Source organism: Bradyrhizobium sp. WSM4874 (genome assembly GCF_055811835.1).
This window is the reverse complement of the sequence record NZ_JBVVPR010000009.1, coordinates 113,663-134,863: the sequence shown is the minus strand read 5'-3', so window position 1 is coordinate 134,863 and position 21,201 is coordinate 113,663. Positions and strand designations below refer to the sequence as shown.

18 protein-coding genes are annotated in these 21,201 nt (G+C 63.9%); 4 read left to right on the top strand and 14 right to left on the bottom strand.

The features are described from left to right. Positions 1-24: 24 nt before the first annotated feature. The 6 genes from AC0L3P_RS12125 to AC0L3P_RS12100 form a co-directional block, all read right to left on the bottom strand. Positions 25-1,911, bottom strand: coding sequence for a feruloyl-CoA synthase (locus AC0L3P_RS12125; RefSeq protein ID WP_473302013.1), 1,887 nt, complete (start codon positions 1,909-1,911; stop codon positions 25-27). Then, on the bottom strand, positions 1,908-2,717 hold the full coding sequence (locus AC0L3P_RS12120; RefSeq protein ID WP_473302011.1) for a crotonase/enoyl-CoA hydratase family protein: 810 nt from the start codon (positions 2,715-2,717) through the stop codon (positions 1,908-1,910). The genes AC0L3P_RS12125 and AC0L3P_RS12120 overlap by 4 nt, the downstream gene beginning before the upstream one ends. Before the next feature lie 271 nt (positions 2,718-2,988). Continuing rightward, positions 2,989-3,450: a DUF3237 domain-containing protein gene (locus tag AC0L3P_RS12115; RefSeq protein ID WP_354062918.1), complete on the bottom strand. Its 462-nt coding sequence runs from the start codon at positions 3,448-3,450 to the stop codon at positions 2,989-2,991. An 11-nt stretch (positions 3,451-3,461) separates the two neighbouring features. Next, complete coding sequence (locus AC0L3P_RS12110; RefSeq protein ID WP_275172335.1) at positions 3,462-4,781, bottom strand: TRAP transporter large permease; 1,320 nt, start codon at positions 4,779-4,781, stop codon at positions 3,462-3,464. A 2-nt stretch (positions 4,782-4,783) separates the two neighbouring features. After that, on the bottom strand, positions 4,784-5,293 hold the full coding sequence (locus AC0L3P_RS12105; protein ID WP_195800841.1) for a TRAP transporter small permease: 510 nt from the start codon (positions 5,291-5,293) through the stop codon (positions 4,784-4,786). A gap of 133 nt (positions 5,294-5,426) precedes the next feature. Next, positions 5,427-6,443, bottom strand: a complete 1,017-nt coding sequence (locus AC0L3P_RS12100) for a TRAP transporter substrate-binding protein (protein WP_275172369.1) — start codon at positions 6,441-6,443, stop codon at positions 5,427-5,429. Positions 6,444-6,657: 214 nt separating this feature from the next. Here AC0L3P_RS12100 and pobA point away from each other — a divergent pair, with 214 nt between their 5' ends. Together pobA and AC0L3P_RS12090 are read left to right on the top strand one after the other, a co-directional pair. Next, positions 6,658-7,827 carry a 4-hydroxybenzoate 3-monooxygenase gene (pobA, locus tag AC0L3P_RS12095; protein ID WP_473302010.1) on the top strand — a complete coding sequence of 390 codons (1,170 nt, stop codon included), beginning with the start codon at positions 6,658-6,660 and terminating at the stop codon, positions 7,825-7,827. 220 nt (positions 7,828-8,047) lie between these two features. After that, on the top strand, positions 8,048-8,467 hold the full coding sequence (locus tag AC0L3P_RS12090) for a PaaI family thioesterase (protein WP_275172333.1): 420 nt from the start codon (positions 8,048-8,050) through the stop codon (positions 8,465-8,467). Positions 8,468-8,472: 5 nt separating this feature from the next. Here the strand turns inward: AC0L3P_RS12090 and AC0L3P_RS12085 are convergent, their stop codons facing one another. Next, the gene (locus AC0L3P_RS12085) at positions 8,473-9,357 is read right to left on the bottom strand and encodes a LysR family transcriptional regulator (protein WP_473302008.1); all 885 of its coding nucleotides are present in this window, start codon (positions 9,355-9,357) and stop codon (positions 8,473-8,475) included. Positions 9,358-9,477: 120 nt separating this feature from the next. Between AC0L3P_RS12085 and AC0L3P_RS12080 the strand changes: the two genes are divergently transcribed. Further along, a complete protein-coding gene (locus tag AC0L3P_RS12080) occupies positions 9,478-10,101 on the top strand; it encodes a pyridoxamine 5'-phosphate oxidase family protein (protein ID WP_473302007.1) in 624 nt (207 codons plus the stop codon). Positions 10,102-10,326: 225 nt separating this feature from the next. On the opposite strand, the gene AC0L3P_RS12075 is transcribed toward AC0L3P_RS12080, so the two are convergent. Genes AC0L3P_RS12075 through AC0L3P_RS12065 form a run of 3 tightly spaced genes read right to left on the bottom strand, consistent with a single transcriptional unit; the run spans position 10,327 to position 13,872 of the window. Further along, positions 10,327-11,058, bottom strand: coding sequence for an ABC transporter ATP-binding protein (locus tag AC0L3P_RS12075; RefSeq protein WP_473302006.1), 732 nt, complete (start codon positions 11,056-11,058; stop codon positions 10,327-10,329). Further along, positions 11,055-12,824, bottom strand: a complete 1,770-nt coding sequence (locus AC0L3P_RS12070) for a branched-chain amino acid ABC transporter ATP-binding protein/permease (RefSeq protein WP_473302005.1) — start codon at positions 12,822-12,824, stop codon at positions 11,055-11,057. The genes AC0L3P_RS12075 and AC0L3P_RS12070 overlap by 4 nt, the downstream gene beginning before the upstream one ends. A gap of 7 nt (positions 12,825-12,831) precedes the next feature. Continuing rightward, complete coding sequence (locus AC0L3P_RS12065) at positions 12,832-13,872, bottom strand: branched-chain amino acid ABC transporter permease (protein WP_199198221.1); 1,041 nt, start codon at positions 13,870-13,872, stop codon at positions 12,832-12,834. Positions 13,873-14,047: 175 nt separating this feature from the next. On the opposite strand from AC0L3P_RS12065, the gene AC0L3P_RS12060 reads away from it, so the two are divergent. Next, positions 14,048-14,557, top strand: coding sequence for a MarR family winged helix-turn-helix transcriptional regulator (locus tag AC0L3P_RS12060; RefSeq protein ID WP_275172328.1), 510 nt, complete (start codon positions 14,048-14,050; stop codon positions 14,555-14,557). Positions 14,558-14,611: 54 nt separating this feature from the next. On the opposite strand, the gene AC0L3P_RS12055 is transcribed toward AC0L3P_RS12060, so the two are convergent. From AC0L3P_RS12055 to AC0L3P_RS12040, 4 genes are all read right to left on the bottom strand, one after another. Further along, on the bottom strand, positions 14,612-16,708 hold the full coding sequence (locus AC0L3P_RS12055) for a putative bifunctional diguanylate cyclase/phosphodiesterase (protein ID WP_473302003.1): 2,097 nt from the start codon (positions 16,706-16,708) through the stop codon (positions 14,612-14,614). 220 nt (positions 16,709-16,928) lie between these two features. Then, positions 16,929-18,212 (bottom strand): glycerate kinase type-2 family protein, encoded by a 1,284-nt coding sequence (locus AC0L3P_RS12050; protein ID WP_473302001.1) that lies wholly within the window; start codon positions 18,210-18,212, stop codon positions 16,929-16,931. Positions 18,213-18,403: 191 nt separating this feature from the next. Beyond that, positions 18,404-19,633, bottom strand: coding sequence for an ABC transporter substrate-binding protein (locus AC0L3P_RS12045; protein ID WP_275172325.1), 1,230 nt, complete (start codon positions 19,631-19,633; stop codon positions 18,404-18,406). Between the two features lie 238 nt (positions 19,634-19,871). Then, complete coding sequence (locus AC0L3P_RS12040) at positions 19,872-21,098, bottom strand: ABC transporter substrate-binding protein (protein WP_354209518.1); 1,227 nt, start codon at positions 21,096-21,098, stop codon at positions 19,872-19,874. Positions 21,099-21,201 lie beyond the last annotated feature (103 nt).

Here is a 21,201-nt window from a genome sequence, read left to right as displayed (position 1 = left end):
GCGTTCTCCCTGGTGCGATATTTCTTACCCGACCGATATCACACGGTCCGATGGATTGGCAGCGTAGAGCTCCTCGATCAGCAGGCTGCGATGCTCGAGCACCGCGCGCTGGTTGATCGAGCCCTTGTCGGTGACCTCGCCCTTGTCGATCGAGAGCGGCGTGTCCATGAGGATCGCGCGCGTGATCCGCGTCGAGGATCCCGTGGCCGCGCCGAGAAAGCGGGTCAGCCGTTCGCGAAATGCCTCGCGCACCAGCCGGTCGCGGGTCGCGACGACGAGGTCGTCGGTCGGCAGCGTCGGGTTGATCAGCCGGCAGCCGTCGAGATCGAGCACGACGAGCGCGGAGACCTCGTCACGGTTGATGCCGGCGATGACGACGTCGCGCACCAGCGGTGCGCAGGCCGCAACGAAGCGCGCGCGCAACGGGCCGACGCTGACCCAGGTGCCGCTGCCGAGTTTGAAATCCTCACCGATGCGGCCGTCGAAATCGAAGCCGGCGTTGAGATCGTCGGGATCGACAGGCTTGAGCGCATCGCCCAGCTTGTAGAAGCCTTCTTCGTCGAACGATTGTGCGGTGATGTCGGGCTGGCGCCAGTAGCCGGGCATCACGTTCGGCCCCTTGCAACGAACTTCCATCTTGCCGTTGTTCGGCACCAGCTTGGCATCGTTGCCGGATACGGGAAGCCCGACATGGCCGGAGCGGCTGGTGCGCGGGTTGACCGACATGAAGAACGGCGCGGTCTCGGTTGCGCCAAGGCCTGTCAGCATCGGCACGCGGTAGCCTTTTTCCTCGATCGCGAGCTCGTCGAGGCTGTTCCAGACGAACGGCGACAGAGCCGCGCCCGAGAAGAACATCGCGTGCAGCCGGTCGAAGAATTTCGCGCGCAGGCCCTGGTCGTCGCGCAGATAAGGCAGCAGCGACTCGTAGCCCTTGGGCACGTTGAAATAAACTGTCGGCGATATCTCCTGGAGATTGCGCACCGTTTCCTCGATGCCTCCAGGCACCGGCTTGCCGGCATCGAGATACATCGAGCCGCCATTGTAGAGCGTCAGCCCGATATTGTGGTTGCCGCCAAAAGTGTGATTCCAGGGCAGCCAGTCGATAATGACGGGCGGCTCGTCCTTGAGGAAGGCGAGCGTCTCGCGCAGCATCACTTGGTTGGCGCAGATCATGCGCTGGGTGTTGATGACCGCCTTCGGGTTGCCGGTCGAGCCCGAGGTCAGCAGGAATTTCGCGACGGTATCGGGGCCGATCTTGCCGTGGACCTCGTCCAGATCGCCGCGGATCGGCGTCGCCATGAGGTCGGCGAGCAAGGTGACGTCGCGGCCCGGCACGCGGCCGTAGGACGCGGCGATCTCGGTGCCGAGCGAGACGTTGGCGGCGAGCGCATCGGCGAATTTGTCGGCGTCCTCGGCGAAGACGAGGCCGGGCGTCAGCAGCTTCATCAGATAGGAGAGCTTGCCGTAATCCTTCGACACCAGCGAATAGGCCGGCGACACCGGGCAGAACGGAATGCCGGCATAGAACGCGCCGAACGCCAGCAATGCATGGTCGATCGAATTGCCGGAGAGGATGACGACCGGCCGCTCCGCCGACAGCCCGCGCGCAATGAGCCCTGAGGCGATGTGCCGGCTCGCGGCGAGCAGCTCGGCGTAGCTGATCTTGCGCCAACCGCGGCCGCCTTCGCGCTCGGCCATGAAGACGCGATCGGGCGTCGCGCTCGCCCAGTGATGCAGGCGGTCGGTGATGCGGGCCGGATAATCGCCGAGCGGCTGTTTGGGCCGCAGGTAAATCGTGCCGTCGTGACGCCGTTCGATATTCACGACGGGATCGCCGAACGAAATGGGCCGCAGCGGGGAAGTGCTCGCGCCGCGCTCCATGCTGGAAGAGGACGACGGCTGCGCGCTCATGATTTCGGCTTTACCTTTGCGGTCTTGTGCTCGAGGAACTCGCGGATCCTGCGTTTTGCTTCCTTGTCGCTCTGCGCCACCGTCGCCATCAGCGATTCCATCAACAGGCCGGTCTGCGGATTGACCTCCGCGATCATCGGCAGTGCCTGGATCACGGCGAAGTTCGTCAGCGGCGCGTTGGAGGCGACCTTGGTCGCAAGCTCCATCGCCTTGCCGAGTCCGTTGCCGGCTTCCGTGACATATTGCGCAAAGCCGTAGGAGGTGCCTTCGGTCGCGGAATAGACGCGGCCGGTCAGCATCATGTCCATCATCCTGGCGACACCGATCAGCCGCGGCAGGCGCACCGAACCGCCGCCACCGACGAAGATGCCGCGCTGCCCTTCCGGCAGCGCGAAATAGGTCGAGGGTTCGGCGACACGGATATGCGCCGCACAGGCGAGCTCCAGCCCGCCACCGATCACGGCGCCCCTGAGCGCAGCGATCACGGGCACCCGGCTGTACTGGATGCGGTCGAACACCCGGTGCCACATCTGCGAATGCAGCAGGCCGCCGGTGGCATCATGGTCGGTCAGTTCGGAGAGGTCGAGACCGCTGGAAAAATGGTCGCCGATGCCATGGATGACGACCGCGCCGATATCCTCGGGCAGGGACGCAAAACACTCGCCGATTTCCAGGATGATGCCGTCGTTGAGCGCATTGCGCTTGGCCGGCCGATTCAGACCGACGGTCAAAACCCGGTCCGCCCGCTCGATCCTCAAAAGCCCGGAGGCGCCCGCGTCAGCGGTCTCGGCGTTTCCCTGTGTCATTTGCGTCCTTGTCAGAATAGTTATGTTGTATAACGAATTCAGGGGGAGTCAAGGAGGGAAGGGCAGTTCAGGGTCGGTAGAGCCTTGCTCCAAGATACTATGTCGTCCCGGCGAAGGCCGGGACCCATAACCCACCGGGAGAAGTTTGGCGACGACAGTCGTTAAGTGCTCAGACCATCCGCAATCGATGGATTCCGCGGTATGGGTCCCGGCCTTCGCCGGGACGACGAGCGGAGCATGTGGCGCCGACTTGACCCTAAGGCCTGTGTTCTCACATCACCTGATGCACGTCGATCACGACGCGATCCGCATGCCGCGCCGCTGAACCCACAAAAATGTGCTGCATCAGCCAGCGGTATTTCTCATGCCCCGTCTCGAATTTCGGCACGGTGCGGAAATAGATTTGCTTCGGGTCCACCGGCTCGCCGCGCTTGAGCTTTTGCAACAGCTCGACCGGGCCGAAGCGCATGCCCTTGTTCTCGACATAGACGATGGCGCCGTCGTCGGTTTCGAACGCGTACTTCGCTTCGAGATCAATCAGCTCGTTCGGGCGGATGGTCTGGAAGTCCGCGCCGAACGGCAGCACCTTGCCGGTGATCGCGCCCGAGACCTCGCCGCCGATGATCGGGATGATGCGGCGGATGCCGATGCCGGTCTCGCCGGCCGTGACGACGTCGCCGATGCGTGCGGTGACGGTAAAGACGTATTTGGTTTCCAGCGCTGGCGTAGTCATCGCTTCACCTCTCAATGCGCCATCATCCGCGTCGGCAGCCAAGTCGCCAGCAACGGGAAGGCGATCAGGATCACCAGGCGCACGAGGTCTGTCGCCACGAACGGAATCACGCCCTTGAAAATTGTGGAGAAGGAGACGTCCTTCACCACGCTCTTGATGACAAAGACGTTCATGCCCACCGGCGGATGGATCAGGCCGAGCTCGACCGTCATGACGATGATGACGCCGAACCAGATCGGATCGAAACCGAGATGCATGATCACGGGGAAGATGATCGGCACGGTGAGGATGATCATCGCCATGGCGTCCATCAGGCAGCCGAGCACGAGATACATCACCATGATCAGCGCCAGCACGCCGTAGGGGCCGAGGCCGAGACCGGTGAGGAATTCCGTCACCTTCTGCGGGGTCTGCGTCACCGTGAGGAAATAGCCGAAGATCAGGGCGCCGATCAGCACGGTGAACACGGCGGCCGCCGTGCGCGTCGCCTGGAGCAGCGAGGCCAGAATCTTCTCGCGATCGAGGCGGCCGGTCGCCACGCCGATGATGAAGGCGCCGGCAGCGCCGACGCCGCCGGCTTCCGTCGGCGTGAAGCGCGGCAGATAGGGCAGGCCGTAAAGGCCGCCGATCACGAACACGAACAGCAGCACCGGCGCCCAGATGTCCTTCAGGCCGGCGAAGCGCTCGCGCCACGGCGTCACCTTGCCCTTGGGCAGGAAGTCGGGCCGGAAATAGCCGATCAGGAAGATCGTGATCATGTACATGGTCATCGCCAGAATGCCCGGGATGATGCCGGCGATGAACAGCTTGCCGATGTCCTGCTCGGTGATGATGCCGTAGACCGCGAGCACGGTGGAGGGCGGCAGCATCGCGCCCAGCGTGCCGCCGGCCGCGATCACGCCGGTGGCAAAGGACTGCGGGTAGCCGAAACGGCGCATCTCGGGATAAGCGACCGCGGAGAAGGTCGCTGCGGTCGCGACCGACGAGCCGCAGATCGCGGCAAAGCCGCCGCAGGCGCCGACGGTGGCGATGCCGAGTCCGCCGCGCAAATGGCCGACAAAGCCGTTGGCGGCGCGGAACAGCTCGCGGCTCATGCCGGAATTGCTGACGAACGAGCCCATCAGCAAAAACATCGGAATGACCCCGAAAGTGTAGTCGGTCACCGTGCGCATCGAGGTCTGGCCGACCAGCTTCAGCGCCGGCGTGGCGCCGACGAGATAGGAGAAGCCGGAGACTCCGACGAGGCCCATGGCCATGCCGACGGGCACGCGCAGCAGCATCAGTGCGAACAGGGAAACAAAGCCGATAACGGCGACGGCATCGGTGCTCATGATTACTCCGTCGCCTTCAGCTTGGGGTCGTGCATCTCTTCGGGATGGAAGATCAATCGGTAGGTGCGGATCGCGATCAGCAGCACGGCGGAGACGTCGCCGATCCAGGCGATCGCGAAGAACGGCCAGGTCGGCATGTGCATGTCGAAGGTCTGGACGTTGTCGTTGTAGGTGCCGCGGACCTTGTCGAACAGCGTCCAGGTCTGGACGGTCACGACGAACAGCAGCACCAGGGTTGCGAACACGTCGATCCAGCGCTGGTAGCGCGGCCCGACATTGCCCCAGACCAGGTCGACGGTGATGTGGGTGCCGCGATAGGAGGTTGCGGCGATACCCCAGAAGATGAGGATGCCGAGCAGCATGCGGCCGATGTCGAAACTATCGGGAATCGCATAGTTCAGCGTGTTGCGCAGCAGCACCGACAGGAAGATGTCGAGCGCGACGATGCCGACGAAAGCCGCGGCGATCCATTCGATCGAATCGATAATGCGATCCATCCAGGCGCGCTTCATGGGAGCTTCCTAAGAGATGCCATCCTCAGGCGGGAGAGGGAGAGGACGCGTGATGCGCTCCTCGCGTCTCGACCCGCTTGCAGAACAACGGCGGCGAGATGCATCCCGCCGCCGCATGTGTTTCGACGAAGAGCTACTCCGCCAGCGCGTTGTATTTCTTCAGCGAGGCCTTCAGCTCGCTAAGCGCCGCGTCCGGATCCGCGCCGGTCTTCTTCGCGCCGTCACTCCAGGTCTTCACCAGCGGCTCGGCGGCCTTCTTCCAGGCGGCGGTCTGCTCAGGCGTCAGCTTGTAGACCTCGTGGCTGGTCTCCGCCTTGACCTTGTCGATGCCGGCATCCTCGAACTTGCCCCAGTGCTCGCCGACGACGCCTGCCATCTCGACCGTGCAATTCTTGTCGATCGCGGCCTTCTGCTTGTCGGACATCGCATTGTACTTGTCCTTGTTCATCACGAAAACGAACGTCGTCGTGTAGAGCGGCGCCTCCATGTCGTACTTGGTCACCTTGTCGATGCCGAACAGCACCAGCGATCCCCAGGGAAAGGTGACGCCGTCGGCGACGCCGCGCTCGATGATGTCGCGCACTTCGGGCGCGGAGGACTGCACATTGGTGCCGCCAAGCGAGGTGACGAAATTCGCCATGGTGGCGTGAGCGGGGCGGATCTTCAGGCCCTTCACGTCCTCCGGCATCACGATTTTCTTGGTCTTGGAATGGAAGGAGGAGGGCGAGTGGACGAAGGCGAGGCAGTATTTGACGTCCTTCATCTCCTTCTCGGCGTATTTGCGATACCAGGCGTCCAGCCCCATCGAGCCGCCCTTGGCGTCCGAGATCAGGAACGGCAGCTCGCCGGCGCCGATGATCGGGAAGCGGCCGGGCTGGTAGCCGGGATTGACATAGGTGACGTCGGCGATGCCGTCGCGCGCCATGTCGTAATGGTCGAACGCCTTGCCCATCTGCTGGGCCGGAAACACCTTGCCCTTGATGGTGCCGCCGGAATCCTTCTCGACCGCGGCGGCCCAGTCCTCCAGCGACTTCTGCAGCGGATGCGAGGCCGGCACCCAGTGCGAGATCTTCAGATCGAAGGTCTTGTCCTGCGCGAACGCAGGGCTCACGCTTGCTGCCAGCAGCAACGCCAGACAGGCTTTCCTCATCACGCGTCTCTCCCTCTTTTGACGGCGGGCTTCGATGGCCCGGTCTCGTTATTTAACATGTTATCTAATTGGCTGGCGCGTTCAAGCCGGAACTGACGCGACGTGCCGCCGCGCACTCCCTTTTGCCCAACCGTTATATGATATAATTATCGTGCGCGGACGGCTGCGACAAGCGACCCGCGCCGAAAGCCTACAGGATCGGGAGGAGCAAGTATTGCGGACAAAAGTCGCAATCATCGGGGCAGGGCCGGCTGGATTGTTGCTTGGGCAACTGCTGCACGGTTATGGCATCGACAATGTCATTCTGGAGCGGCAGAGCCCGGATTATGTGCTCGGCCGCATCCGTGCCGGACTGCTGGAGGAGGGAACCGTCGCGCTGCTCGACCAGATCGGCGCCGGCGCACGGGCGCATGCCGAAGGGCTGGTGCACGAGGGCATCGAGCTCGCCTTCTCGGGCCATCGGCACCGCATCGACATGAAGGCTGCGACCGGCAAGACGGTCATGATCTACGGCCAGACCGAGGTCACGCTCGACCTGATGGATGCGCGCAACGCCGCCGGCCTCACCTCGGTCTACGAGGCCACGGACGTGCAGCCGCATGATTTCGACGGCAGTCACCCGCGCGTAACCTACGTGAAGGATGGCGTCACCCACACCATCGATTGCGATTTCATCGCCGGCTGCGACGGCTTTCACGGCATCAGCCGCGCCAGCGTTCCGGCTTCGGCGATCGAGGAGTTCGAGCGCATCTACCCGTTCGGCTGGCTCGGCATCCTCTCGGATACGCCGCCGGTCAGCCATGAGCTGATCTATTCCAACCACGCCCGCGGCTTTGCGCTCTGCACCATGCGTTCGACCAAACGCAGCCGGTACTATGTGCAGTGCGCGCTGGACGACCATGTCGACCAATGGCCGGACGACCGTTTCTGGGACGAGCTCAGGCGCCGGCTCGACCAGGACGCCGCCGACAGCCTGATCACGGGCCCCTCGATCGAGAAGAGCATTGCGCCCTTGCGCAGCTTCGTCGCCGAGCCGATGCGCTTCGGCAAAATGTTCCTGTGCGGCGACGCCGCCCATATCGTGCCGCCGACCGGCGCCAAGGGGCTGAACCTGGCGGCCAGCGACGCGCATTATCTGTCGAGCGCATTCCGCGAGTTCTACGACGAAAAATCCAGCGCCGGCATCGACGCCTATTCGGCGAAGGCATTGGCGCGGGTCTGGAAAGCCGTGCGCTTCTCCTGGTGGATGACCTCGATGCTGCACAAATTCCCCGACACCGGCACGATCGGTGCGCGCATCCAGCTCGCCGAACTCGACTATTTCACGCAGTCGCAGGCAGCGATGACATCGCTGTCGGAGAACTATGTGGGGCTGCCGTTTTAGGGCGCGGCCCGTACCGCATACCCCCGTCATTGCGAGCGTAGCGAAGCAATCCAGAATCCCTCCGCAGTGGGAGACTGGATTGCTTCGTCGCTACGCTCCTCGCAATGACAGGGGGGAGACCATTTCAAACACCCGCGCAAATTCCGTTTAAAACTTTGTAGGTGATGCAACCGTCACGTCCCTCGCGTTCAATGGCGGCAGCCACCAACGCGAGACAGACATGACCAGCACCGACATTCCCGCCGGCTTCGAGCCGCATTTTCGCAAGGCCCCACTCACCGACCCCTGGGAGCCGCTTTACTCCAGGAAGACCGACAACGGCGTCACCGTGGGATTGCGGCTGGCAAAGCCGCACACCAATGCACGCGGGCTGATCCATGGCGGCCTGATCGCCGCGTTGGCCGATGCCGCCATGGGTTACAGCTGCGCGCAGGCGACGGGCTGGGCGACCTCGTTGGTCACGATCTCGCTGTCGGTCGACTATGTCGGCGCCGGCGAGATCGGCCAATGGCTCGCGGTCGAGGGTGAGGCGATCAAGACCGGCAGCACGATCTGTTTCGCGCAGTGCCTCGCGAAGGCCGACGACGCCGTGATCGCGCGCGCCAGCGGCACCTTTCGCGTCGTGCCGAAGAAGGGGTGAGGGCGTCACCCAAACCTCCACTCCGCGGTCTCCACCACGAGATCGACGAAGGCGCGCACCTTGGCGGAGAGCAGGCGCGAGGTCGGGTAGACGATGTGAATCGGCAGCGCCGGCTGCTCGTATTTCGCCAACACGATCCTGAGCCGCCCGCGCCGCAAGCCCTCGGCGGCCTGATAGGCCAGCACCCGGGTCACGCCGCCGCCGGCCTCGGCATATTGCAGGGCGGCGTCGGCGCTGTTGCTGGCGAACCGTGGATTCGGCGCCACCTCGATGTCGCGGCCGTCCTGTACGAAGCGCCAGTTCGCGGATGGACCGAAGGCGATGGTCTGGTGCGCGAGCAGTGCCTCCGGCGTCTTCGGCTCGCCGTGGCGCTTCAGATAGCCTGGCGTCGCCACCACGATCCGCCGCATCTCGCCGACCTGGCGCGCGACGAGCGAGGAGTCGGCGAGATGGCCGATCCGCACCGCGACATCGACGGCATCTTCCACGAGATTGACGAGGTTGTCCGACAGCCGCAATTCGCAGGCGACCTCGGGATAGCGTTTGAGGTAGGCGGTCATGACAGACCCGACATGGAGCCGGCCGAAGCCGACCGGCGCCGACACCACCAGCCGCCCGCTCGGCCGGTTGCGCTCCTCGCGAGCCGAGCCGTCGGCCTCCTCGACATCGGCCAGGATCCGACGCGCGCGCTCCAGATAGCGCGTGCCGACGTCGGTCAGGGTCACTTGTCGGGTGGTCCGCTGCAACAGCCGCGCGCCGAGATGCTCCTCCAGCGCTGCGATCAGCCGCGTCACCGCGGAGGGCGACAGCCGCAGCTTTCGTGCCGCCGGCGCGAAGCCGCGCAGGTCGGCGACGGTGACGAAAACATGCATGGCTTCAAGGCGGTCCATGGCATTATTGCATATGCCGCAATGATGAAGTGTCAAGCGGCCTGATTGTTTTAGTCGCCGGAAGGTCCATTTTAGATCGCGAAGACGCAGGGATGCGCCGGGATTTCAGGAGATGGTCCGATGACGGCAACTCACACCTACGCCAGCGACGTGGCATTCACGCCGGCGGTGAAGTCGATCCAGACCCGAAAGGGATCACGCGAAGGCTATGCCCATGCCGAGCAGCGCGGCTGGCGCACCGAGGTCGATGAAAACCTCGCGGCGTTCCTAGCAGACGCCAACAGCTTTTATCTTGCCACTGCTTCGGCTGATGGCCAGCCCTATATCCAGCATCGCGGCGGCCCGAAGGGCTTTTTGAAGGTGCTGGATAAGCAGACGCTGGCTTTCACGGACTACGCCGGCAATCGGCAATACATCACCCAGGGAAACCTGTCCGAAAATCCCAAGGCCTACATTTTCGTGATGGACTACGCCCATCGCCGCCGGGTGAAGATCTGGGGCGAGGCGCGGGTGGTCGAGGACGACGAGGCGCTGACGACATCGCTGATGCCGAAAGGCTATCGCGCCCGGCCGGAGCAGGTGATCCTGTTCAAGATCGAAGCGTGGGACACGAACTGCCCGCAGCACATCCCGCAGAAGTTCGACGCGGCCGATGTGGCAGCGGCGCTGGCGGCAAGGGATGCGAGGATTGCGGAGCTGGAGGCCGAGGTGGCGGCGATGAAGGGGGTGAAGGGGGCGAGTTGAGCGACCTCTTCGTCTCTCCTCCGGTGTCATGCCCCGCGACCCGGCTACGCCAAGGCTTCGCCGCGTTCAGGTCTATTGGCGCCGAAGCTTTAGCGAAGGCGGCAGGCGGGGCCAGTACACCGCAGCGTCTCTGTTCAAGCACAGCCGTCTCTGGAATACTGGATCGTCCGCCCCTTTGCGCACTAGGCGGACGATGACAGCTGAGTTCGAGGAAACGCCTCAGAACTACAACCCGCTCGCGCCTTCGTGCTGGAAGCCGAGATAGCTGGCGGCGACGCGCTCGTTCGCCGCGATGTCGCTGGCCTTGCCGCTGAGCACGAACTCGCCGAGCTCCATGACATAGGCCTGATCCGCGATCTTGAGCGCGGCCTGCGCGTTCTGCTCAACCAGTAGCACGGAGACGCCGGCAGCGCGCAGTTCGGTGACGATGCGGAAAATGTCGGCAACGATGATCGGTGCGAGGCCGAGGCTCGGCTCGTCCAGCATCAGGAGCTTGGGCTCGCCCATCAGTGCGCGGCCCATTGCGAGCATCTGCTGCTCGCCGCCGGAGAGCGTGCCGGCGAGCTGCTTGCGCCGCTCCTTCAGCCGCGGAAACAGCGTGTAGACCCGCTCCATCGAGGCTTTCGCCTTGCGTCTCTCGATGCGGAAGGCTCCCAACTCGAGATTGTCCTCGACATTCATGGTCACGAACAATTCGCGATGCTCGGGAACGAGGCCAAGCCCCATGGCGACGCGGTCCTCGATGTCGAGCCGCGACAGATCCTGGCCTGCGAATGAAACGCGCCCCTTCAGCGGCAAGATGCCGATGATGGCGGAGAGCAGCGTGGTCTTGCCGGCGCCGTTGGCGCCGACGATGGTGACGATCTGGTTTTGGCCGACTTCGAGCGAGACCGAGCGCACGGCCTCGACCTTGCCATAGGCGACATGGGCGTCGGCGACGGACAACAGCGCGCTCATGCCGCCACTCCGAGATAGGCCTTGATCACTTCGGGATTGGTCTTGATCGTGGCCGGCGTTCCTTCCGCGATCTTGGTGCCGAAATCGAGCACCACGATGCGGTCGGCGAGGTTCATGACGAAGCCCATGTCGTGCTCGACCAGCAGGACGCTCATGCCGCCGTCGCGCAGCTCCCGCAGCAGCGTCGCGAGCTGCTGCTTTTCCATGTGGCGCAGGCCGGCCGCCGGCTCGTCGAGCAGCAGCAGCATCGGATCGACGCACAGCGCGCGGGCGATCTCGACGATCCGTTGCTGTCCCAGCGACAGCGAGCCTGCGAGCTGATGCATCTGCTCGCCAAGTCCGACCCGCTCGATCTGGCGGGCGGCTTCGGCGAGCAGCTTTGCCTCGTCGGCGCGGTCGAGCCGCAGCATCGAGGAGATCGGCCCCGAATGGCCGCGCAGATGGGCGCCGATCGCGACGTTCTCCAGCACGGTCATGTCAGGCACCAGCTTGACGTGCTGGAAGGTGCGGGAGATGCCGAGCTTGACGATCTCCTGCGGCGGCGCCCTGTCGACCTTATTGCCGAGCACCGAGATCGAGCCTGAGGTGGCCGACAGCACGCCGGTGATCAGGTTGAAGGTGGTGCTCTTGCCGGCGCCGTTGGGGCCGATCAACGCGACGATCTCGCGGGCCTGAACGTCGAAGGAGACGTTGTTCACCGCGACCACGCCGCCGAATTGCTTCCGCGCCTTCTCGACCTGGAGCAGGACGCTGGATTGGCCGGGTGAGCGGGTGCGCTGCTCCAGTTTCAGCGAGGTGTCCGGCTTTTTGCCACTGGTACGCTGAGGCAGGAACGACATCAGCCAGGGCCAGACGCCGCCGGGTGCGAGCTGGAGCAGCGCCACCAGCATGATGCCGAACACGATGGTTTCGACCTGGCCGGAGCCGGGCAGGATCAGCGGCAGATAGCTCTGCAGCACTTCCTTCAGGACCACGACGAGCGCCGCGCCCAGGACGCCGCCCCAGACATACCCGGCGCCGCCGACCACGGCGATGAAGAGATATTCGATGCCGGCCTGCGCGCCGAACGGCGTCGGGTTCACCGCGCGTTGAAGATGGGCGTAGAGCCAGCCGGAGAGACCGGCGAGCACGGCGGCGTGGATGAACACCAGCATTTTCGCCCGCGGCGTGTGCACGCCGAACGCCTCGGCCGCGATATGGCCGCGCCGGAGCGCGCGGATGGCGCGGCCGGTGCGGGAGTCCAGCAGGTTCATCGTGAGCAGCGCCGAGAGGATCACGGCAACCCAGATCGCGTAGTAGATCGAGCCGGGCGAGAGCATCTTGAACGAGCCGATCGACAGCGGCGGGATCGCCGAGATGCCGTCGTTTCTTCCCAAAAATTCCAGCTTGCTGAAGAGATAGAACAAGCCGAGTCCCCAGGCGAGCGTGCCGAGCGGCAGATAGTGGCCGGAGAGACGGACGGTGACGAGGCCGAGCAGCACCGCCAACAATCCGCTGACCACCAGCGACAGCGGCAGCGTCAGCCAGGGCGACATGCCGTAGGTCGTCGACAGCACCGCGGTGGTGTAGGCGCCGAAGCCGACGAAGGCCGCCTGTCCAAACGAGGTCAGGCCGCCGACGCCGGTCAGCAGCACGAGGCCCATCGCGACGAGGGCCGCGAGGCCGATATTGTCGAGCAGAACGATCCAGAACGGGGGCATGCCCGGAACAAACGGGATCGCCGCCATGATCAGCGCGAAGATGAGGATGGGGAGCCGGCTCTGCATCTTGGCGTCAGTCCTTTTCTTCCTCGACCGCAGGCGCCGCGAGCGAGCGCAGCAGCAGCACGGGAATCAAGAGCATGAAAACGATCACCTCCTTGTAGTTGGAGGCATAGAAGGACGAGAACGCCTCGACGATGCCGACGACCAGCGCCGCGACGGCGGTGAGGGGGTAGCTGACAAGTCCGCCGATGATGGCGGCGACAAAGCCCTTCAGGCCGATCAGGAAGCCCGAGTCGTAATACAGCGTCGTGATCGGCACGATCATGATGCCCGACAGTGCACCGATGACGGACGCCAGCAGGAAGGCGATCTGTCCGGACAGCGTCGTGCGGATCCCGACGAGCCGGGCACCGAGCCGGTTCACGGCGGTCGCGCGTAGCGCCTTGCCGTAGAGCGTCAGCCCGAAGAACAGCCACAGCCCGACGATGAAGGCGATGGTAATGCCATAGACCGTGATGCTCTGGCCGGTGAAGCGCAGCGCGCCGGCGGTGAAAGATCCCGACAGCACGGCAGGTCCGCGCTGGCCTTCGGCGCCGAAGAACAAAAGGCCCAAACCCTGAAGCGCGAGGTGGACGCCCACCGAGGCGATCAGCAACACCAACACCGAGGTGTGCGCCAGCGGTTGGAATGCGATGCGGTAGAGAAACAGGCCGATCATCGCCACGATCACCAGCGACAGCGCGATGCAGACCGCAACCGGCGGCTTCTGAGCGGCAAAGTAGACGGTCAGCGCCAGCACGATGGCCGGCAGCACGATATTGGTGACGATGCTGCGCAGGATCAGGCGCCCGTGCAGCGCCTTGCGCGCCGCGAACAGGTCGAAGGCGAAGGCGCCGATGCCCAGGGCGAGCGCGAGTTTTGCCGTGCCCGGCATCTGGCCCGCGGCCAGCGAGGCATAGGTCAGCGCGCCATAGGTGACGAATTCGCCTTGGGGAATGAGGATGACGCGGGTGACGGCGAACACCAGCACCAGCGCCAGGCCGAGCAGCGCATAGATCGCGCCATTGGTGATGCCGTCCTGCAGCAGGAACAGCATGATGGTGGTATTCAAGACCGGACGCCCCCCTCAAAGATTCAGGACCGGTCCCCTGATTGTGGTGGACGGTCCGCTCACAGCCATTGAACAGCGCTGACGATATTTGATATGGTCCATAACAATTATCAAATATAACATCAAGGGTGGCGAACGATCCTCCCGAACTTAACGGGATTGCGAGCATGAGGCGATGACCGTTTCCAAAACCGCTGAAAAATCCGCCGACACAGCCAAGGGCCGCAAGGACGCGGCCGAAGGGCCCGGCGAAGCCCTCCAGCTCGGCGAGCTCTCGGAGCAGCTCGGCTATGTCCTGAAGCGGGCACAGCTCAAGGTGTTCGAGAATTTCCTGCGCTGCATGGCCTCGCTCCAGCTCACGCCGGCGCAGTTCTCCGTGCTGCTGCTGGTCGAGAAAAACCCGGGCCGTAACCAGACCGAGATCGCCTCCACCCTCGGCATCCTGCGTCCGAACTTCGTGGCCATGCTCGACAATCTCGAGAGCCGCGATCTTTGCGCGCGGATCCGCTCCACCAACGACCGCCGCTCGCACATCCTGGTGCTGACCGATAAGGGCAAGGCCGTGCTGGCCCGTGCCAAGAAGCTCGTCGCCACCAAGCACGAGGCCCGGCTGAACGAGCTGCTCGGGCCGTCCAACCGCGAAGCCCTGCTCGGAATGCTTTCGAAGATCGCCAACGAGTTTTGAGGGATTCGTTGCGCCGGCGACGGAGCATCGAACCCGCGGGCGGGCTGGCGGCGGTTAGGCTGCAGCGAACCGGTCGGGCATGGCAGGTGCGTCCGCGGACAGGAAGCGGCGCTCGATTTCCACGGCGGGCAAGGGAGGGCTGAACAGATAGCCCTGCATTTCGGTGCAGCCCTCCGCTGCGATCCGGTCCCTTTGCTCCTCGGTCTCCACGCCCTCCGCCGTCGTCGTCATGCCCATCCCGCGCGCCAGCGCCGCCACCGCTCTCACGATGCTGAGGGATGCCGCATTGTTTTCCACGCCGCTGACGAAAGACCGGTCGATCTTGATTTTGTCGAAGGGGAAGCATTGCAGATAGGTCAGTGACGAATAACCGGTGCCGAAATCGTCCATGGCGACCTTGATGCCCAGTGCGCGGAGCTGATGCAGCGTCGTCAGCGTTCCGTTCCTGTCCTGTAGCAGAACGCTTTCCGTGATCTCGATCTCCAGCCGCCGCGGTTCGAGGCCGGAGGCCGCCAGCGCGCCGACGATCACCTCCGTCAGGCCAGGCTGGCGGAATTGCACCGCCGAGATATTGACGGCGACGTGCAGATGGTCCGGCCACCGGCTTGCAGTGGCACAGGCCTGCCGGATCACCCACTCGCCGATCGGCACGATCAGGCCGATCTCTTCGGCAAGCGGGATGAAGCTGTTCGGCGCGACCAGTCCGCGCCGTGGATGTCGCCAACGGATCAAGGCTTCGAAGCCGCTGATGTCGCCGCCGTCGGTCTTCACGACCGGCTGGTAGTGCAGCTCGAACTCGCCGGCGGCAAGGCCGTTGCGCAGGTCCTGCTCCAGCGCGCGACGGTCTTGCGCCTCTTCGCCCATGGCCGGTTCGAAGAAGCAGTGCATGCCGCGGCCGCCGCTTTTTGCGCGATACAGGGCCAGATCGGCGTTGTGCAGGAGTTGTTCGGGCGTCGAGCCGTCGCCGGGCGCAATGGCGATCCCGATGCTCGCGCCCGCAATGGTCTGGTGTCCGTCGAGCCCGAACGGAGCACTCAGCGTGCTGACAACAGCACGCGCGAGCGCGTCCGCTTCGCTCGAATCGGAAATCGGCGTCTGGAGGATCACGAATTCATCGCCGCCCATGCGCGCGATCGTGTCGCTGTCGCGTGCGAGCAGCTTGAGGCGGCGGCTGACATCCTGCAGCAGAATGTCGCCGGCCTGATGGCCAAGGGTGTCGTTGACGGCCTTGAACTTGTCGAGATCGATGTGGTGGATCGCGAACATCCCGCCCTGTTCGAGCGCCTGCTTGAGGCGCTGACCGAGCAGGGCGCGATTGGCGAGATCCGTCAGCGCGTCGTGGTGCGCCATATGCGCGATCTTCAATTCCGCCTTGCGCTGCTCGGTGATGTCTTCGTGGGTCGCGACCCATCCGAGATCGGGCATCGGTCGATGCCTGATCTTGAAGGTTCGCCCGTTCCGCATCTCGACGACGCTGTCCATGGCCTCGGCTGATGTGGCGACATCGGTCCGCCATCTAGCATATTCCTCCCGCGTCATGGCCGGCACGCTGCCGGCTTCGAAGCGCATGTCGAGGATCTCCTGGAGCGGCGTGCCCGGGCGAACGCGGTCGGGCGGCAGGCCGTACATTTCGATATAGTGCGTGTTGCAGACCAGCAGCCGATGGTCGGCGCTGAAGAAGCAAAGTCCCTGCGACATGTTGTTGATCGCAATGTCGAACTGAAAATTGCGTTCCTGTAGCCGCGCACTGAGCTCTTCGCGCTCTGTAATGTCCTCGTGCGTCGCCATGCCGCCGCCGTCGGGCAGGGGATGGATGGTGTAGGCGATGATTCGTCCGTCGGCGAACTGCTGGACCGTCTGCTCGCTGACGACCGAACGCTCGGTGCGGGCGCGGACATAGGCGCCGGCTTCTCCGCCGATGTTCAGGCCCAGTTTGAGCCGATGCTGGATCAGGTCCTTGATCGGTGTGCCCGGGTGCACCTGCTCGGGCGAGAGCGCGTACATCTCGCGGTAGCGCGGATTGCAGAAAATGACCCTGCGGTCGCTGCCAAAGAGAATGATCCCGAGCCACAGATTATTGGCGGCGCACTTGAGCAGCTCGCCGAGCACGAGCGGATCAATGCTTGCGACCTCCTGATCACTCTGCGCCATGCGCGTTGCCCCCGGGACGACGCGATTAGAGCAGGCGGTGGTGAATGAGCCCAATGATTCGCCCGATTTTAGGGCGCATTCCTGAAACTGCAGCGAACGCGAGGTTAAAAGCGGCAATGGCGGCTCCTGGAAAAGAAGCCGCCGACGAGAACTCAGAGATCGTTAACCATGCCGCCCGCGGAATCGCGCGCAGAGCCGGCGGGATAGCGATGCCGCCGGGTCAGTCGACCAGGATCACCCTGATGTCGTTCACGTTGGTCAGCGTGGGACCCGGCAGCAACAGATCGCCCGTCGCCTCGAAGAATGTGGTCGCGTCGTTGTTGTCGAGATAGGCCTGCGGCTGCAGCCGCTGCGCCGTCATCTTCGCGAACGTCGCCGCGTCGATCAGCGCGCCGGCGGGGTCCGTGGGATTTCCGGCACCGCCATCGGCGCCGTCGGTGTCGCCGGCGAGCGCGGAGATGTCAGGCGTGTCCTTCAAGAGGCCGGCGAGCGCCAGCGCGTATTCCTGGTTCGGGCCGCCGCGGCCATTGCCGCGCACGGTGACCGTGAGCTCGCCGCCGGAGAGGATCGCGACGCGCTTGCCCTGCGCGCGGGCCTGAAGCGCCAGCCTGGCGTGATCGGCGGCAATTTCGCGGGCCTCGCCTTCGAGGTCGGCGCCGAGATCGATTGTCTCGTAACCGGCTTCATGCGCGAGTTTCACCGCAGCGTCGAGCGATTGCTTCGGACGGGCGATCAATTCGAAATGCGCGCGCGCGAACGCGGCGTCACCGGGCTTGCAGCTCTCGTTGCCGGGGTCGTCCAGCGCGCGGCGCACGGCATCGTCGATGTCGAGCTTGTACCTGGCGACGATGGCGCGCGCATCATTGAGCGTGGTCGGATCGGGCACGGTCGGACCGGAGGCTATCGCGGAGGGGTCGTCATGCGGCACGTCGGAGATCGCAAGCGTCACGATCTCGGCGGCATTTTTGCCCGCGCGCGCCAGCCGCCCGCCCTTGATCCGCGACAGGTGCTTGCGCACGACATTCATCTCGCCGATCGGCGCGCCGGAGCGGAGCAGCGCCTTGTTGACCGCCTGCTTCTGCGCGAAGCTGATGCCGTTGACGGGCGCGATCCAGTTCGCCGAGCCGCCGCCGGTCAGCAGCACCAGAAGCAAATCGTCGGGCCCGGCCTCGGCTGCGAGCGTGAGCGTATCGGCCGCGCCCTTCAGGCCGGCTTCGTCAGGCACGGGATGACCGGCCTCGACCACGCGGATGCGGCGGGTCGGTACGCCGTAGCCGTGGCGCGTGGTGGCGATGCCGACGAGGCGTTCCGGTGGGAGCCCGAGCGTGTCGAGATAATGCCGCTCGGCGGCGGCGGCCATCGCGGCCGCGCCCTTGCCGGCGGCGAGACAGATCACGCGTCCCCTTGGCGCGGGCCGCAGGTGTGGCGCCAGTATCGTGCTCGGATGAGCGGCGGCAACGGCGGCGTCGTAGAGCGCGCGGAGCAGGGGGCGTCGGTCGGTCATGACGAAAGGCCTTGAGCGGACAGAAAAGACTGGCGGCAAACGCGCCGCTCACCTGCCTACCGCATCATGCGCCAAAGCGTAAGCCGGCTTTGCCATCATTCGATTGTGCAATCGCGTGATCATAATCGGCACAGCAAAGCCCCCTGCGATCATCTCGCAGGGGGCTCTCGTCGTCGTATGGTCGGAGCCGGCTAGCCGCCGACGTCGGCGCTGATCACGTCGCCGAACAGTTCCCACTTCTCGCCCTTGAACTTCTCGAGCTGGAGCTGGCTGATCGGCGCGAAATCGGTCGGCGAGGTGTTGATCTTCACGCCCGGCAGCAGCGCCTCGGTGCGGAAGTCCTTCAGGCTCGCCGCCTGCTTCATGATGTTCGCGCGCGTGAGATCGTCGCCGCACTGCTTCAAGACCTGAACGAGCGTTTGGGCCACGGCATAGCCGACGATGGTGCCCTTATCGAGCTTGTCGCCCTCGGGGAAGTATTTGGTCATGAACGCCAAGAAGTCCTTCATGCCGGGATCGCTGGTCCAAGCGGGATCCGATACGTCCTTGAGATAGTCGGCCGAGATGATGTCCTGGCCGTTCTCGAAGCCGGCGGGCTTCATCACGCTGCCGACGGAGGCCGAGACGTTGTTAAGGAAGTGCAGCGGCTTCCAGCCGATCTCGGCGTTCTTCTTGATCGCCTGCGCGGCGAATTTCGGCGTCGTGATGTTCATGAAGACGTCGGCGCCTGTCGACTTCAGCTTGACGATGTGGTTGTCGATGGTCGGCTCGGATGTCTCGTAGCTCTCCTCCATGACGATCATTGACGCGGCCTTGGCGCCGAGGCCGTCCTTCAGGCCCTTCAGATAGTCCTTGCCGTAATCGTCGTTCTGGTAAAGCACGGCGATCTTGGCGTCCGGCTTGTTCTTCAAGAGCCACTTCGCATAGATCTGCGTCTCGCTCTGGTAGTTGGGCTGCCAGCCCATGGTCCAGGGGAAGTTTTGCGGATCGTTCCACTTGGTGGCGCCGGTGGCGACGAAGAGCTGCGGCACCTTCTTCGAGTTCATGTATTTGTGGATCGCCGAGTTCGGCGGCGTGCCGAGCGAGTTGAAGATGAACAGCACCTCGTCGCTCTCGACCAGCTTGCGCGCCTGCTCCACCGTCTTCGGCGGCGAGTAGGCGTCGTCGTAGCTGATGTAGTTGATCTTGCGGCCGTTGATGCCGCCTTCGTCGTTGATCTTCTTGAAATAGGCGGCTTCGGTCCGCCCGATGATGCCGTAGGCGGAGGCCGGTCCGCTGTAGGGCATGATGTTGCCGATCTTGATCTCGGTATCGGTCGCGCCGGTATCGTATTTCTTTTGGGCCGATGCAGTGGAGGCCGAGGCCGCAATGAGCGCGAGCGCAAGTGACGCGGCCGCAAGTTTGCCGGTGACAGCGGGCATTCCTATCTCCCTATTTTCTTGGTGTGTGTGCGTCCCTTTTCTTGTGTTGCTCGTTTTTGGTGACGCAGCCGCAATTCAATACGATTTACCTGATGCCTACAACAGAAAGCCCCTGCGGCGGGGTCGCAGGAGCTGCTTCTTTAGTAGTCAGGGCGCCCGCGCGCTCGTGTGCGACTGCGAGAAGGTGCATCCGTCTGAGTTGATCAACCGATCAGGAGCGAGTTTGAGTTGCGCGGCTTCAGTGGCCGAGCTCGCTCGAGATGATGTCCCCGAACAGCTCCCATTTCCGGCCCTTGAACCTCATCATCTGGAGCTGCTCGATCGGGGCGAAATTATCGGCTGCGGTGTTGATCTTGATGCCGGGCAACAGGGTGTCGGGTTCGAAATCCTTCAGGCTGGCGGCCTGCTTCATGACGTTGTCGCGGGTGAGGTCGTCGCCGCACATTTGCAGCACCTTCACCATGGTCTGCGCGGCGGCATAGCCGAACACTACGCCGGCATCGAGCTTGTTAGCCTTGGGATCGTATTTGGCGAGGAAGTTGTAGAACTTCTTCATGCCGTCGTCGGCATTCCATTGCGGGTCGGAGCCGTCCTTGGTGTAGCTCGCCGACAGGACGCCTTGCGAGACCTCGAGCCCGGCCGGCTCGAGCACGCCGCCGACCGAGGCCGAGACGTTGGAGATGATGTGGACCGGATGCCAGCCGATCTCGGCCGCCTTCTTGATCGCTTGCGCTGCAAATTTCGGTGTGGTGATGCTGACGAAGATGTCGGCGCCGGAGGCCTTCAATTTCACGACGTGCTCGTCGATTGCCGGCTCCGAAGTGTCGTAACCGTCTTCCAGCACGATCATCGAGGCCTTAGGGCCCAGGCCTTCCTTCAGCCCTTTGAGATAGTCCTTGCCGAAATCGTCGTTCTGGTAGAGCACGCCGATCTTGCCGTCCGGCTTCTCCTTCATGATGTACTTGGCGTAGATGCGCGCCTCGCTCGCGTAGCTCGGCTGCCAGCCCATGGTCCAGGGATATTGCTTCGGATCGTTCCACTTCGAAGCGCCGCTCGCCACGAACAATTGCGGAACCTTCTTCTCGTTCATGTATTTGCGGATCGCGCCGTTGGTGGAGGTGCCGAGCGAGCCGAAGATCAGCAGCACCCCGTCGCTCTCGACCAGCTTGCGGGCCTGCTCCACCGTCTTCGGCGGCGAATAGCCGTCATCGTAGGAGATGAACTTGATCTTGCGGCCGCCGATGCCGCCCTCGGCATTGATCTTGTTGAAATAGGCTTCCTCGGCCTTGCCGATCGCCGCATAGGCGGACGCCGGGCCGCTATAGGGCATGATGTTGCCGATCTTGATCTCGGTATCGGAAGCGCCGGCGTCGTATTTCTTCTGGGCCAGTGCCGGGCCGCTCATCGCAGTGCACAACGCGAATGCAGCCAGAACGGCCGCAACCTGAAATCGAACGGCAGTCATCTTTCTCCACCCGGAACGGATCGTCGCCGCATTGAACAAGATTGATGCAAGACGTCAACAAAAAGCCCCCGCGATGACTCGCGGGGGCTTCTTGAAGCGTTGG